The sequence below is a fragment of the Lysobacter korlensis genome (assembly GCF_042434515.1).
Genome location: NZ_JBHLTG010000001.1, coordinates 53,849 through 67,964, shown reverse-complemented (window position 1 = coordinate 67,964; position 14,116 = coordinate 53,849). Strand labels below are relative to the sequence as shown.

The following is a 14,116-nucleotide window of genomic DNA, read 5'->3' as shown; positions in this document are numbered from 1 at the left end:
CGCGTTCGCGGCTAACGGCAGCTTGGGGTCTAGCGGGGGGGCGATTAGTCGAACCAGCCCATGCCGACGCCGAACTCGTCGTCATTGAGGAACCCGTCGCGGTCGTGGTCCCAGGTGCTGAACGCGCCGATGCCGAACTCGTTATTGTCGAGCATGCCGTCGCGATTCGCGTCCCAAACGCCGAACGAATCCGCGCCGATGCCCCACTCGGCCGATGCAACGCCGAACTCCTGATCCGACAACATGCCGTTGCGGTCGGTATCCCATTCGTTGAACGAGGCGTTCTGGGTGAAGCCTGCGCGGAACTCGTCATTGGCGATCATGCCGTTACGGTCGCGGTCCCACTGCGCGAAGCCATTGTTGGTTTCCGCGTACTGCATGCCCTCGGTCGAGGCGCAGCCCGAGGCGAGAAGGACGGAAAGCCCGAGTGCGGCCATTATTTTCTTGTTCATGGCGTGTCTCCTGTCTATTTGGGAAGGAGTGCCCCTGAAAGATTATGTTTTGACGAGGCACCCGAGTCATCATGCCGTAGCGGCCGTTGAAATCACGTGGATTCGTAAATCCACGCGAATACTCGAGCCATAAAAGCGGATGAGGCTGGATCGATAATCGTCAGCGCTCGTGCCATATCCGGCTCGAGCATTATCGGTTAACCATCGCGGGTCAATGGGCGCGGTTGGGCGCGCGGGGGTAAACGGATCGCACGCCTGCCGACACAAAAAAAGACGCCGGCATTGCGCCGGCGTCGGGGGATGCAGTCCGCGACGATTTCAGTCGCGGATATCGACATCCTTCGTTTCGCGCAGGAACAGCGAGCCGACCACGAACGTCATCAGTGCGATCACGATCGGATACCACAGGCCGAAATACATGTTGCCGGTGGCCGCGACGAGTGCGAACGAGATCGTCGGCAGGAAGCCACCGAACCAGCCATTGCCGATGTGGTACGGCAGCGACATCGACGTGTAGCGGATGCGGGTCGGGAACAGCTCGACCAGCCAGGCTGCGATCGGGCCGTAGACCATCGTCACGTACAGCACCAGGATCGTCAGGATCAGCAGCACCATCGGCTTGTTGATGCGCGCGTCCTCGGCCTTGGTCGGGTAGCCGCCCTGGGTGAGCGCCGCCGTCAGCGAGCTGCCGAATACCTCGCCCTGGGCTTTTGCTGCGTCCGCATCAAGCCCGGCCGCCTCGTAGCTGGCAAAGCGCTCGTTGCCGACCGCGACGCTGGCCACGGTGCCGGCGGGTGCGGGCTGGATCGTGTACGGCACGCCGGCCTTCGCGAGCGCGGCCGTGGCGATGTCGCAGGAGCTGGTGAATTTCTTCTTGCCGACCGGATCGAACTGGAAGCTGCAGGTGTCCGGGTCGGCGGTGACCACGGCCGGTGCGCGGGCGCTGGCTTCGGCGATTGCCGGGTTCGCGTAGTGGGTCAGCGCCTTGAACAACGGGAAGTAGGTCAGCGCGGCGATCAGGCAGCCGGCCATGACGATCTTCTTGCGGCCGATGCGGTCCGACAGCCAGCCGAAGAACACGAAGAACGGCGTGCCGATGATCAGTGCGCCGCCGATCAGCAGCCAGGTCGTCGTCGCGTCGACCTTCAGCGACTGGGTCAGGAAGTACATCGCGTAGAACTGACCCGCGTACCAGACCACCGCCTGGCCCGCGGTCGCGCCGATCAGTGCCAGCAGCACGATGCGGCCGTTCTTGGACAGGAAGCTCTCGCGCAGCGGTGACTTCGAGCCTTTGCCCTCGGCCTTCATCTGCTGGAACAGCGGCGATTCGTGCAGCTGCATGCGGATCCATACCGAAATGCCGAGCAGCAGGATCGAGCCGAGGAACGGGATGCGCCAGCCCCACTCTTCGAACGCTTCCACGCCCACGGTTTCACGAACCGCGAGAATCACGATCAGCGACAGCAGCAGGCCGATCGTCGCGGTGGTCTGGATGAAGCTCGTGTACAGCCCGCGCTTGCCGTTCGGTGCGTGCTCGGCGACATACGTCGCCGCGCCGCCGTACTCGCCGCCCAGCGCGAGGCCCTGCGCCATGCGCAGCACGACGAGGATGATCGGTGCCGCAATGCCGATGCTCGCGTAGTTGGGCAGCACGCCGACCAGGAACGTCGAAATGCCCATCAGCACGATCGTGACGAGGAACGTGTACTTGCGACCGACCAGGTCGCCGAGCCGTCCGAACACGAGCGCGCCAAACGGACGCACCGCAAAGCCGGCCGCGAACGCGAGCAGCGCGAAGATGAAGCCGGTGGTTTCGTTGACACCGCTGAAGAACTGCTTGGCGATGATCACGGCCAGCGCGCCGTAGAGGTAGAAGTCGTACCACTCGAAGATCGTGCCCAGGCTGGATGCGAGGATGACCTTCCTGTGGCTTTGGGTGAGCTGGCCGGGCGGTGGCGCAGCGGCATTGGCGGATGTGGCGGACATGCGCGTTTCTCCGGTCAGAACGTGTATTTGACGTGGGTGTGCAGGCGACGCAGATCGCCGTCGGCCTCGCCTTCGAGCGAGCGCTGGCCCCAGATCAGCTCGGCGCCGATGTCGAGCTTGGGCAGCGGCGAATAGATCAGGTTGGCGTGCCAGGACTGCGCACGCTCGGTCACACCGAAGCCGGTCAGCGCGACGTCGTTGTCGAAGTGCGCCATCGAATAGAACAGGTTGCCGCGCAGCTTCGGCGAGAACGCGTGGCGCCAGGCGACGAAGCCGCCGTATCCGTCGATCGCCTCCAGCGAGCCGTCCGCCGCGAGCACCGTGTCGGAGGCCAGGCCGCCCAGCGCGAGGTAGCGGCCGATGCCGCGGCCGCCGGTGGCCATGAAGCGGACATCGTCATTCGCGCCGATGTTGTAGCGGCCCGATACGCTGAGCCCGCCACCGCGCGCGGTGTCGTCGATGCCGGTGGCCGGGTTGTCGTAACGCAGCTCGCGCAGCAATGCGGCGACGGTGAAGTGGCCCCAGTCGCCCTTGGTCAGCCAGCGCGCGGTGAGATCCGGCATCAGGTTGTCGTCGCTGCTGATACGCGGGCCGATGCCGAGCAGCGGGGTCACCGTGGTCTCGGGGTTCTCGACCGAGAACGACCACGGTCCGTTCGTGTAGCGCAGCTGCGCCTGGCGCACGAACACCGTGCCCTCGGTCGGGCCGACGAAGTCCACCGCGTCGGGCAGGGCGACCGGGTCCTGGAAGTTCGACCACGCCTGACCGGCTAGCCAGCGGTTCCAGACCACGTACGCGTGCCGCACCGCCACGCCGTGCGTGTTCGTCGCCACTTCGTTGCCGAGCAGCGCGTTGCTGCCGCCGCCGAACAGGTCCAGCTCGATATAGCCCTTGAGCTTGTCGCCCGAGGGCAGCGTGGTGTCCGCACTGAACCAGAAGCGCGAGAACTGCGCGTGCACGTCGGTGTCCGCGCGCGCTTCAGCCGGCGCGCCGACCGGGATCGTACCGGGCAGGTAGAACAGGCGCCCGGCGCTGCCGTCGGGGATCTCACCGCCGGTGGTGTCGGTCACCATCGCATCGAGCTTGATGAAGCCGCCGTAGGTGAACGTGGTGTTCGGGTTCGCGGCCGGCGTGATCGGTGCGGTCTGGATCACCGGTGTTGGTGGAGTAGCCGCGGTCGCCGTCGCGTTCGGCGCCGCCGGCGGCGCAGGGCCCGCCACCGGTACGGCCGGCGCACTGCGTTCGGCGACCAGCTGCTGCACCATGCGCTCGAGCTCGGCAACGCGCGCCTCGAGCTCGCGTTCTTTCGCGGTCTGCGCGAACGCGGCGCCCGGCAGCGCCAGCGCGACCAGCAGCGCCGCGGCCAGCGGACGCCGGGCCACGCGCGCGGACACTCCCCGACGGGGTGGACGTGAAGCCATGACGCCTCCTTCAGGCACGCGGCACTGCGTGACAGGGCCAGCCTGCGGCGGCATCGCGCTGCATCGCCATTCGCCTTTGGTCGTACGTCGGCGGTTTTCGCGTCGTCCTACGACCATGGTCTAAGGGTTTCGACGCCGGATTTCCGGATGCATGCGGCACACTGCGGCTACCCGACCTTGCGACAGCTGGAGCGCGTCATGTCCGAAGCCGCCCCCGTCTATCCCGTCGATGCGCGCTTCGCCGCGCAGGCACGCATCACGCGCGATGACTACGAACGGTTGTACGCCGAATCGGTCGAGCAACCCGACGCGTTCTGGGGGCGCGTCGCGCAGCGCCTGGACTGGATGCGGCCGCCGACGCAGGTCAAGGATGTCAGCTACGACCTCGCGGATTTCCGCATCCGCTGGTATGCCGATGGCGAGCTCAACGCGAGCGTGAACTGCCTCGACCGTCAGCTCGAAACGCGCGGCGACAAGGCTGCGCTGATCTTCGAGCCCGACGATCCGGCGACGCCCGCACAACGCATCAGCTACCGCGAACTGCATGAGCGCGTGTGCCGACTCGGCAATGCGCTGCGCAACCTCGGCATATGCAAGGGCGATCGCGTCACGATCTACCTGCCGATGATTCCCGATGCGGTGGTCGCGATGCTCGCCTGCGCACGCATCGGTGCGGTGCACTCGGTCGTGTTCGGTGGCTTCGCGCCGCAGTCGATCGCCGACCGCGTCAAGGACTGCGGCAGCAAGCTCGTGATCACTGCCGACGAAGGCCTGCGCGGCACCAAGCGCGTGCCATTGAAAGCGAACGTCGATGCGGCGTTGAAAATGCCGGGTGCGAACTCGGTCGAAACCGTGCTTGTAGTGCGCCACACCGGTGCGGCGATCGACATGCAGATGCCGCGCGATCGCTGGTTCGATGCGGTGGTCGCGGGGCAGAGCGCGCAGTGCGAGCCCGAGCGCATGAATGCCGAGGATCCGCTGTTCATCCTCTACACCTCCGGCAGCACCGGCAAACCGAAGGGCGTGCTGCACACGACCGGCGGTTATCTGGCCTACGCGAGCTACACGCACGAGTGCGTGTTCGACCTGCGCGAGGACGACGTGTACTGGTGCACCGCCGATGTGGGCTGGGTCACCGGCCACAGCTACGGCGTCTACGGGCCGCTCGCGAACGGCGCCACCTCGCTGATCTTCGAAGGTGTGCCGAACTACCCGGACGTGTCGCGTTTCTGGCAGGTGATCGACAAGCACCAGGTCACGCTGTTCTACACCGCGCCGACCGCGATCCGCGCGTTGATGCGCGAAGGCGAGGCGCCGGTGAAGTCGACCTCGCGCGCATCGCTGCGGCTGCTTGGCACGGTCGGCGAGCCGATCAATCCCGAAGCCTGGCGCTGGTATTTCGACGTCGTTGGCGACGGCCGCTGCCCGGTCGTCGATACCTGGTGGCAGACCGAGACCGGCGGCATCCTGATCACGCCGCTGCCGGGCGCGACCGACCTCAAGCCCGGCTCGGCGACGAAGCCGTTCTTCGGCGTGCGGCCCGCGCTGGTCGATACGAATGGTCAGTTGCTCGAAGGCGCCGCCGAAGGCAACCTCGTGCTGCTCGATTCCTGGCCGGGTCAGATGCGCAGCGTCTACGGCGACCACCAGCGCTTCATCGACACCTACTTCCGCACCTATCCCGGCACGTACTTCACCGGCGACGGTTGCCGCCGCGACGCCGATGGCTACTACTGGATCACCGGCCGCGTCGACGACGTGATCAATGTCAGCGGCCACCGCATCGGCACTGCCGAAGTCGAAAGCGCGCTGGTCTCGCATCCGAAAGTGGCCGAAGCGGCGGTCGTCGGTTTCCCACACGACCTCAAGGGGCAGGGCATCTATGCCTACGTGACGCTGGTGGCCGGCGAGAGCCCGGGAGACGAACTGCATCGCGATCTCGTCGCCCACGTGCGCAAGGAAATCGGCCCGATCGCGACGCCCGATCATCTGCAATGGGCGCCCGGCCTGCCGAAGACACGCTCGGGCAAAATCATGCGCCGCATCCTGCGCAAGATCGCCGAGGATGCGCCGGATCAGCTCGGCGACACGAGCACGCTCGCCGATCCTTCGGTCGTCGAATCGCTGGTGCGCGAGCGGCGCGGGCGCTGAGCGGGGCCTGGAGAAGCGAGGGCTGCGATGCCGACCCTGCTGATCGCCGACGACCATCCGTTGTTCCGCGAAGCGCTGCGCGGTGCGGTCGCGCGCGTGCTGCCCGATGCGCACCTGTGCGAGGCCGACAGCGTCGCCGCGCTGTATGAACTGGTCGATGCCGAACCCGATGCCGACCTGCTGCTGCTCGATCTGAACATGCCCGGTGCGCAGGGTTTCAGTGCGCTCGTGCACCTGCGCGGCCTGCATCCGCAACTGCCGATCGTGGTCGTGTCCGCACGCGAGGAACCTGCGGTGATGCGGCGCGCGCTCGACCACGGAGCGGTCGGCTTCATCCCGAAATCCGCGAACGCCGCCACGCTCGGCGAGGCGATCGGCACGGTGCTCGATGGCGATCGGTGGGCGCCGCCCGCCGCGTTGTCCGCACCGGCCGCGGCCGCCGACGAGCACGACGCCGCGCATCGGCTTCGCGACCTGACGCCGCAGCAGTTCCGCGTGCTGCAGATGCTAGGCGCCGGCCTGCTCAACAAGCAGATCGCCTACGACCTCAACGTGTCCGAGGCGACCGTCAAGGCGCATGTGACCGCAGTGCTGCGCAAACTCGGCGCGAACAACCGCACGCAGGCGGTGCTGATTGCGGGGCGGCTTGCGCTGGACCCGGGGGCGATTGCGCTGCCGCCCGAGGACGGCGAATAGCGTCGCACCGCTACGGGAGTGCCGCACCCTGCGGCGGGCGACACGCCTCGTACTGCGGCGGCTTCGCGCAGGCATGCACGACAATCGGAAACCGCGGGCACCGACGGGCCCCGGTGGCTTGCCTGCTCGCGCGAAGGCCGGGCGATGCCGACCTCTCGCGCGCTGTCAGGTTTTCCGCGGTGGCTCGGACTAAAGGATCAGGTCAATCACTGCCGAGGTCCCGATGTCGCTCGCTGCCATGCCCGTGCCCCTCCATTCCACCGGGTCCGCCCGGCTTCTGAGCTGGCTGGCCGGTGGCTGGTCGCTCTTCCGCCGCAGCCCGGTGCGCCTGTTTCTGCTGTCGTTGCTGCCGATCCTGGTCGAAGCGGCCTGTCAGGTGGTGCCGGTGGTCGGGATCGGAGTGTCCAAGCTCGTCACGCCGCTTGCCAGCGCGTGGCTCTGGGTGCTGGTGGACAACAAGGCGCGCACTGGCGTGTTTCGTCCGAACGGCGGCGCCTGGTTCGGGCGGGCACGCCCGCCGTCGCTGCTTGCGGTAGCGGCCCTGACCGCGAGTGTGGCGATCTTCCAGCTTGCCGTCGCGGCAATGATCGCCGGGCCCGCCCAAGCGTTTGCGCTCGCTACGGGCGCGATGGGAGCATTGACGCTGTCGCGCCCGGAGCTGGCGCTGGTGTTCGCGTCCGGTACGGTGCCGGGGCTTTTCCTGACCTTTGTCGCGCCCCGCGTCGTGCTGGACGGACGCACCGCCAGGCAGGCATTGGTCGAGAGCGTGGAGCGCAGCATCGCGTACTGGCAACCCGTGCTGATCATGTCGACGATCACCACCGTGCTCGTGGCGCTGGTGTTGTGGGCGCCTTGGGTGCTGCTTGTCATGCTGCCGAGCGCACTCTGCGTCGGCTATGCGATGTACCGCGACGTGTTTGCAGGCCCGGCAGACTGAGCTTGGACGCGAGCCCGACCCTCGACGCGGTGCTGGCCGAGCATGGAGGCATGCTCTCGCGCATCGCGGCCAGCTACGAAGCCGATCCCGCGCGTTGTCAGGATCTGCTGCAGGAGATCAGTGTCGCGCTGTGGAAAGCGCTGCCGCGCTGGCGTGGCGAGGCTTCGGTGCGCACGTTCTGCGCACGCGTGGCGCACAACTGTTCGATCGACCACCTCGCCCGTAACCGGGCGCGGTACGAGGACGCGCTGGATGACGAGTGGGTCGACCCGGCGCCCGACCCGGCCCGTGCCGCGGAAACCAGCCAGCGTCGTCGCAACCTGATCGAGGCGATCGCCGGGCTGCCGCTCGGGCAGCGCCAGGTGGTCGTGCTGTCGCTTGAAGGGTTTTCCCAGCGCGAGACGGGGCAGGCACTGGGCGTCGATGAAAACACGGTGGCGCAGCGGCTCAGTCGCGCGCGTCGGCAGCTTCGCGAATGGTTGGGAGAGCGATGATGGATGAGCGGAATCGCGATGACGCCGAATGGGCGGAGCTGGGTGCGCTCTGGCGCTCCCGGGAGGTGCCCGCAATCGATCTTGCTGCGGTGGAACGCGAGGCGGCGGCGTATACGCGGCGGATGCGCGCGATGATCGCGATGGAAGTGCTGTCGGTTCCGGTGGCGATCGGCGTGACCGTCAAGCATCTGATCACCCAGCCGCGGATGTCCGCATTCGAATGGACGCTGATCGTGCTGTTGTTCGTCCTTCTGGGTTACACCGGCTGGGGTATCTGGATGCGACACAGGCTGCGGGGCGCCGATGCATCCGGCCCGCAGGCGCTGGTCGAACTGCAGATCCGACGCGCGCACAATGCCAAGCGCTACTGGCGAGTGAGCAGCGTGGTCACTGTCGCGATGTGGCTGGCGCTTGCGGCACTGGCCGCCGCCGAAGCGGCCGGATGGCAGATCACCGCGCGCGCGGGAAATCTCTGGCTATCAGTCGCCGCCGTGTTTCCGCTCGTGCTCGGCTCGCTGTGGTTCGAGCGCTGGCGCGTCAGGCGCCTTGACGCCGACATCCGCCGACTGGACGAGATCCTCCAGCAGCTGCGGACCTGATGTATGGCGGGCGCCTCTAGCGCGCCCGCTGCGCGGCCAGAAACGCGCGCAGCGATGCGGGTTTCACCGGCTTGGTCAGTACCGTGCAGCCATGCTCGCGCGCGGCATGCTTGACCGCATCGCTTCCGTCCCCGGTCACGAGCGCGGCCGGCAGCACGCGCGCGGCACGGACGCGCAGCGCGGCAATCACGCCCAGTCCGTCGAGGCGGTCGTGCAGGTGATAGTCGACCAGCGCGACATCGATCAGCGCGTCAGGCGCTTCGAGCGATGCAAGTGCCTCGTCCACGGTGGTCGCAGTGACAGCGGTGACGCCCCAGCGCACCAGCAGTGCGCGCATGCCGTCGAGGATCTCGCGATCGTTGTCGACGCACAGCACACGCAGGCCGGCGAGCGATTCGCCTAGACCGGCGGCGGGCAGCGGCTCTGGGGCAGGTAACGCGCATCCACGCGGCACGCTGATTGCGAACACGCTGCCGCGGCCCACGCGTGAGTGCACATCCAGCGGATGCTCGAGCGTACGCGCGATGCGCTGGCAGATCGAAAGGCCCAGGCCGAGGCCGCGCTCGCCTTCGCTGCCGGGCTGATCGAAGCGTCGGAACTCCTCGAAGATCTGCTGCAGGTGGTGCGGCGGGATGCCCGGTCCGGTATCCCAGACCTGCAGCGTGACCGAGTCGCCATGCTGACGCGCTGCCAGCAGCACGCCGCCGGTCCGCGTATACCGCAGCGCGTTGGCCAGGAAGTTCTGCAGCGCACGCCGCAACAGGCGGCGGTCGCTAAGGACCGGCAGCGGCGTGGCCGGCGCATGCACGTTCAGACGCAGCCCGCGCGCGGCCGCATGCGGCGCGTACTGCGCGGCCAGCTCGCGCAGCAGTGCGCCCACGTCGAAGTCGCTGCGCTCGGGCCGCAGCGCACCGGCGTCGAGGCGCGAGACATCCAGCAGGCCATCGAGCAGGTCTTCCGCCGCGCGCAGTGCCGCGTCGACGCGCTCGGCGAGCCGCTGCTGCTCCGGCACGTTGTCGCTTTCGCGCAGCGCCGAGGCGAACAGCCGCGCCGCGTTGAGCGGCTGCAGCAGGTCATGGCTCACTGCGGCCAGGAATCGCGTCTTCGACTGCTGCGCGGCTTCGGCTTCGCGCGTGCGCTCATCGACACGCTGCTCCAGCGTTTCATTGACCTCGATCAGTGCCTGCTCGGCGCGCTTGTAATCGGTGACGTCGCTGTAGCTCGTCACGTAGCCGCCGCCGGACAGCGGCTGGCCACGCATCTCGATCACCTGGCCGCTCGCACGCACGCGCTCGAATACATACGGCGTGCCAGCGCGCAGGTGCGCGAGACGGCGCTGCACCTGCTCTTCGACATCGCCGGGGCCGAGCTCGCCGCGCTCGGCATTCCAGCGGATCAGGTCGGCGACCGGCCGGCCGATGTAGAGCATGCCGTCGGGGTAATCGAACATCTGCTGGTAACGCCGGTTCCACGACACCAGCCGCAGCTCGCCGTCGACCACGCTGACGCCCTGGCTGATGTGGTCGAGCGTGGTCGTCAGCACCTGCCGGTTGAAGCGCGCCTCCTGCGTGGCCTCATCGAGCAGCGCGACAACTTCACCGAGCTCCATGCCCGATCCGCGCAAGGCACTCGTCAGCGTCAGTCGCGCCGACGCCGCGCCGATCGCCGAGGCGAGCAGGCGCTCGGTGAACTGCGCGAGCGCGCGGTCGGCCGGCGTGCCGGGGTGCCAGGTCAGGCCCTGCTGCGCGGCGTAGTCGTCGAACGCACGCCGCGCGACGCGTTCGCCAAGGATGCGCTCGGCCAGCGCGAGCAGCTCGCCGCCACGCACGCTGCCGGCCCAGCCGCCCGGTCCCAGCGGCGGGCGCTGCGCATATGGGTCCAGAAACGGCGCCGCCAGCAATTGCTCCTGCAGCCGCGGGCGCTGCCGCGCCGACACGAATACGAACGTCGCCAGGTTCAGCAGCAGCGACCAGAACACGCCATGCGTCAGCGCGTCCCAGCCGCGCAGCCCGAACAGCTCCTCCGGTCGCAGCCATTGCACGCCCAGGGGGCCGTGCAGCAGCCAGTCGCCGCCGAAGTCGCCGCCCCGTGCGAGCGCCGGCATCAGCAGTGTGTAGCTCCACACCAGCGCGCCGACCAGCAGCCCGGTGAACGCACCCGAGCGGCTCGCGCCGCGCCAGTACAGTCCGCCGATCAGCGCCGGCGCGAACTGCGCGACCGCCGCAAACGCGAGCAGCCCGTGCTGTGCGAGCGTCTCGCCGAGCGCGCCGCGGTGGTACGCATACGCCATCAGCGCCAGCGCGAGGATCGTCGCGCGCCGCACCCACAGCACCGTGCGATCGAGCGCGCGCGTCTCGCGCCCGCGCAGCAGCAGCGGCAGCACCAGATCGTTGCTGACCATCGTCGCCAGCGCGACGCTGGCTACGATCACCATGCCGGTGGCCGCCGAGAAGCCGCCGATGTACACCGCCAGTGCGAGCGTGCGCTCGCCGAGCGCGAGCGGCAGCGCGAGCACATAGGTGTCCGGCGACACGCCGCTGCCATCGAGCACCGCCTGCCCGGCCAGCGTGATCGGCACCACCAGCAGCGTGAATACGATGAGGTAGCCGCCGAACATCCATCGCGCCGGGCGCAGGTCGGCCGGGTCCTGGCACTCGACCACCGCGACGTGGAACTGCCGCGGCAGGCAGACGATCGCGGTGAACGCGATCAGCATCTGCGCGATGAATCCCGCCGGCAGCCCCGGCGCCGTCACCACATGCGCCGCCTGCACCATGCGCGCCGGCAAAGCGCCTTCGCCGGGCAGATGCGCAAGAGCGAACAGGCCGATCGCGATGAAGGCCAGCAGCTTGATCAGCGACTCCAACGCGACCGCCAGCACCATGCCGCGGTGATGCTCCGTCGCATCGATCGCACGCGTGCCGAATGCGATTGCGAACATCGCCAGCAAAAGCGCGACATACAGCGCTGGATCGGCCAGCGGTGCGGGCTGCGCGGGCGTGCCCGCCAGCACCTGCACGCTCAGCGCGACCGCCTTGAACTGCAGCGCCACGTACGGCACCGCCGCGACCAGCGCAACGCCCGCAACCAGCGCCGCCAGCCCCGGCGCGCGGCCGTACCGCGACGACAGAAAGTCCGCGATCGAGACGATGCGGTGCTCGTCCGAGACCAGCACCAATCGCTCGAGGATGCGCCAGCCGAACGCGAGCAGCAGCAGCGGACCGAGATAGATCGGCAGAAACCCCAGTCCCGTGCGCGCCGCCGTGCCGACCGCGCCATAGAACGTCCACGACGAGCAGTACACCGCCAGCGACAGCGCATAGATCGCCGGCCGCAGCCATCGCGGCCGCAGCGGCACCGGCTGCCGGTCGCCGAGGTAGGCGACCGCGAACAGCAGGCCGACATAGCCGGCCGAGGCGAGAAACAGCAACCAGCCTGGAATCACGGGTGGGCTCGGTGTGCAGACAGGGCGAGTGTAGGGCGGCGAACGCCGGCTGCCTGCCGGTTATCCGCCGCGATTCGTTTCGACTATCTTGCCGGTCCGTTGATTCGTGAAGTGCGCCGATGGACGATGCAACGCTGCTTACGTCGAATCTACGGCTGCGGCTGCTGGACTTGAATGAATCCGACCATGCCGTGCTGTACCGCAGGCTCTACACCTGTCAGCAGGTCATGGCTGAAATCGGTCCGCCGCTCACGGCCGAGGCGGCAGATGCCGGGTTCGCCCGCGTCTGTCGCCACAACACGCTTGCTGCGCCTGGCCATCGCGCCTGGGCCGTAGCCGGCCGTCAAACCGGCCATGCTCTCGGGCTGGTGGCGTTGCATCGTCGCGGCTCGCGCGCCGAGCTTGGCCTGATGCTCGCGCCCGAAGCGTGGACCGGCCGGATCTCGATCGAAGCGCTCGCTCCCGCGATTGACTACGGCTTCGCCGCCATGGGGCTGGAGTACATCGATGCAGGGTGTCGCGACGGTCGAAACACGCGTGTCTCACGCCGCTTGCTCGCGCCGTTCGACTTCATACCTGCTCCCGATCCGCGCCCGGGCTTTGCCGACTGGATGCTGCCACGTACGCGTTGGTTGGCTCGCAGCGCGGCCTGAGTCCGTTGGCATTTCGCGGCTCGGCCGGGTAGGGTGCACGGGTCGTAACGGGGAGCGACACTATGACCACTGCCGCCATCGGACGGGGCAGCCTGGCCTGCGTGGGTCTTGGGATGATGTTGGGAGCGCATCTCGGCCCGCGTGCACGCGGCCATATCGAGCTGGCCGACATCGTCTTCGTGGCCGCATCGGACGCGCTCGTCGAGCTGTGGGTGCAGCAGATGCGCCCGGACGCGCGCAGCCTGCAGCCCTTCTACGCCGAGGGAAAGTCGCGTCGGCAAACGTATCGAGAGATGGTCGAGGCCATGCTCGTCGAGGTCCGCGCAGGCCGATCCGTGTGTGGCGCCTTTTACGGGCATCCTGGCGTGTTCGCGACAGTGCCCCACGATGCAATCGCCAAGGCGCGCGCCGAAGGGTTTGATGCGTCGATGGATGCGGCAGTCTCCGCGGAGGACTGTCTCTATGCCGACCTCGGTATCGACCCCGGTCGCGTCGGCTGCCAGCACTACGAAGCGAGCCAGTTCCTGTTCTACCGGCGCCGCGTCGACCCGTCGGCCCACCTGGTGCTGTGGCAGATTGGAATCGTTGGAGATCGCAGCTGCCGTCGTTTCGCGACCACCGAGGCGCACCGGCGGCTGCTCATTGAGCGCCTGTTGGAGGACTATCCTGCGGGGCACGGGCTGATCGTCTATGAGGCGGCCACGCTGCCCATCGCATCGCCCCGGATGGAGCGGATCACGCTTGAAAGGTTGGCGGACGTGAAGCTGCATATGCACTCGACGCTCGTCGTGCCGCCAGCGATGACGATGGTGCCGGACGAGGCGATGCTTGCCCGGCTGGCGCAGCTTGAGACCCAGCTGGCGGGCCGATCGGTTCTACTGGCCGAGTCGTCCACTGTTGATTGAAGACTGTTGATTGAAGAAGGGACGCCAAAATGTCGAACGTCATCCAGTTCTTGGAATTGCTTGGCCGCAGCCCGCGCGCGCTCACGGATGCCGAGTACGCATCGGCGACCATATCCTTCGAGGCGCCAGCGCGCGATGCACTGCTGGCCCGGGACCCGATATCGCTAGCGGCGGCACTGCACGCACGCGCCACCGTGGCCTGCGTCATCGCCATTCCGGAAAATGACGAGCCCGCTCCGGAAGACGTGCCGTTCGAGGGAGATGAGCCGCCGGCCGATTCCGACGTCAAGGCAGCCTGAGCAAGGCAGGCACGGCCGTGGCCCGCGTTACGGTCACAGGCCGCCTGCTGGCCCCGGGTCGGCAATGCAGGGAGGCAA

The 14,116-nt window shown here is 67.9% G+C and carries 12 protein-coding genes; 8 read left to right on the top strand and 4 right to left on the bottom strand.

The annotated features are described in order from the left end of the window. Positions 1-44: 44 nt before the first annotated feature. The 3 genes from ACFFGH_RS00295 to ACFFGH_RS00285 all read right to left on the bottom strand — a co-directional run bounded on the left by ACFFGH_RS00295 (position 45) and on the right by ACFFGH_RS00285 (position 3,859). Entirely contained in the window at positions 45-452 is a 408-nt protein-coding gene (locus ACFFGH_RS00295; RefSeq protein WP_386663871.1) for an EF-hand domain-containing protein, read from the bottom strand. Positions 453-770: 318 nt separating this feature from the next. After that, the gene (locus ACFFGH_RS00290) at positions 771-2,438 is read right to left on the bottom strand and encodes an MFS transporter (protein WP_386663870.1); all 1,668 of its coding nucleotides are present in this window, start codon (positions 2,436-2,438) and stop codon (positions 771-773) included. Positions 2,439-2,452: 14 nt separating this feature from the next. Next, the gene (locus ACFFGH_RS00285) at positions 2,453-3,859 is read right to left on the bottom strand and encodes a DcaP family trimeric outer membrane transporter (protein ID WP_386663868.1); all 1,407 of its coding nucleotides are present in this window, start codon (positions 3,857-3,859) and stop codon (positions 2,453-2,455) included. Between the two features lie 198 nt (positions 3,860-4,057). Here ACFFGH_RS00285 and acs point away from each other — a divergent pair, with 198 nt between their 5' ends. The 5 genes from acs (at position 4,058) to ACFFGH_RS00260 (ending at position 8,736) form a co-directional block, all read left to right on the top strand. Continuing rightward, entirely contained in the window at positions 4,058-6,010 is a 1,953-nt protein-coding gene (gene acs, locus ACFFGH_RS00280; protein ID WP_386663866.1) for an acetate--CoA ligase, read from the top strand. 27 nt (positions 6,011-6,037) lie between these two features. Beyond that, positions 6,038-6,706, top strand: a complete 669-nt coding sequence (locus tag ACFFGH_RS00275) for a response regulator (protein ID WP_386663864.1) — start codon at positions 6,038-6,040, stop codon at positions 6,704-6,706. A gap of 223 nt (positions 6,707-6,929) precedes the next feature. Continuing rightward, complete coding sequence (locus ACFFGH_RS00270; RefSeq protein ID WP_386663863.1) at positions 6,930-7,643, top strand: hypothetical protein; 714 nt, start codon at positions 6,930-6,932, stop codon at positions 7,641-7,643. 50 nt (positions 7,644-7,693) lie between these two features. Further along, the gene (locus ACFFGH_RS00265; protein WP_386663861.1) at positions 7,694-8,137 is read left to right on the top strand and encodes an RNA polymerase sigma factor; all 444 of its coding nucleotides are present in this window, start codon (positions 7,694-7,696) and stop codon (positions 8,135-8,137) included. Next, the gene (locus ACFFGH_RS00260) at positions 8,137-8,736 is read left to right on the top strand and encodes a hypothetical protein (protein ID WP_386663859.1); all 600 of its coding nucleotides are present in this window, start codon (positions 8,137-8,139) and stop codon (positions 8,734-8,736) included. The genes ACFFGH_RS00265 and ACFFGH_RS00260 overlap by 1 nt, the downstream gene beginning before the upstream one ends. Positions 8,737-8,752: 16 nt before the next feature. Here the strand turns inward: ACFFGH_RS00260 and ACFFGH_RS00255 are convergent, their stop codons facing one another. After that, positions 8,753-12,181 (bottom strand): hybrid sensor histidine kinase/response regulator, encoded by a 3,429-nt coding sequence (locus tag ACFFGH_RS00255; protein WP_386663858.1) that lies wholly within the window; start codon positions 12,179-12,181, stop codon positions 8,753-8,755. Positions 12,182-12,300: 119 nt separating this feature from the next. Here ACFFGH_RS00255 and ACFFGH_RS00250 point away from each other — a divergent pair, with 119 nt between their 5' ends. From ACFFGH_RS00250 to ACFFGH_RS00240, 3 genes are all read left to right on the top strand, one after another. Further along, positions 12,301-12,834 (top strand): GNAT family N-acetyltransferase, encoded by a 534-nt coding sequence (locus ACFFGH_RS00250; protein WP_386663856.1) that lies wholly within the window; start codon positions 12,301-12,303, stop codon positions 12,832-12,834. 62 nt (positions 12,835-12,896) lie between these two features. Further along, positions 12,897-13,739 (top strand): SAM-dependent methyltransferase, encoded by an 843-nt coding sequence (locus tag ACFFGH_RS00245; protein WP_386663854.1) that lies wholly within the window; start codon positions 12,897-12,899, stop codon positions 13,737-13,739. Between the two features lie 29 nt (positions 13,740-13,768). Further along, positions 13,769-14,038, top strand: a complete 270-nt coding sequence (locus tag ACFFGH_RS00240) for a hypothetical protein (RefSeq protein ID WP_386663853.1) — start codon at positions 13,769-13,771, stop codon at positions 14,036-14,038. Positions 14,039-14,116: the final 78 nt, after the last annotated feature.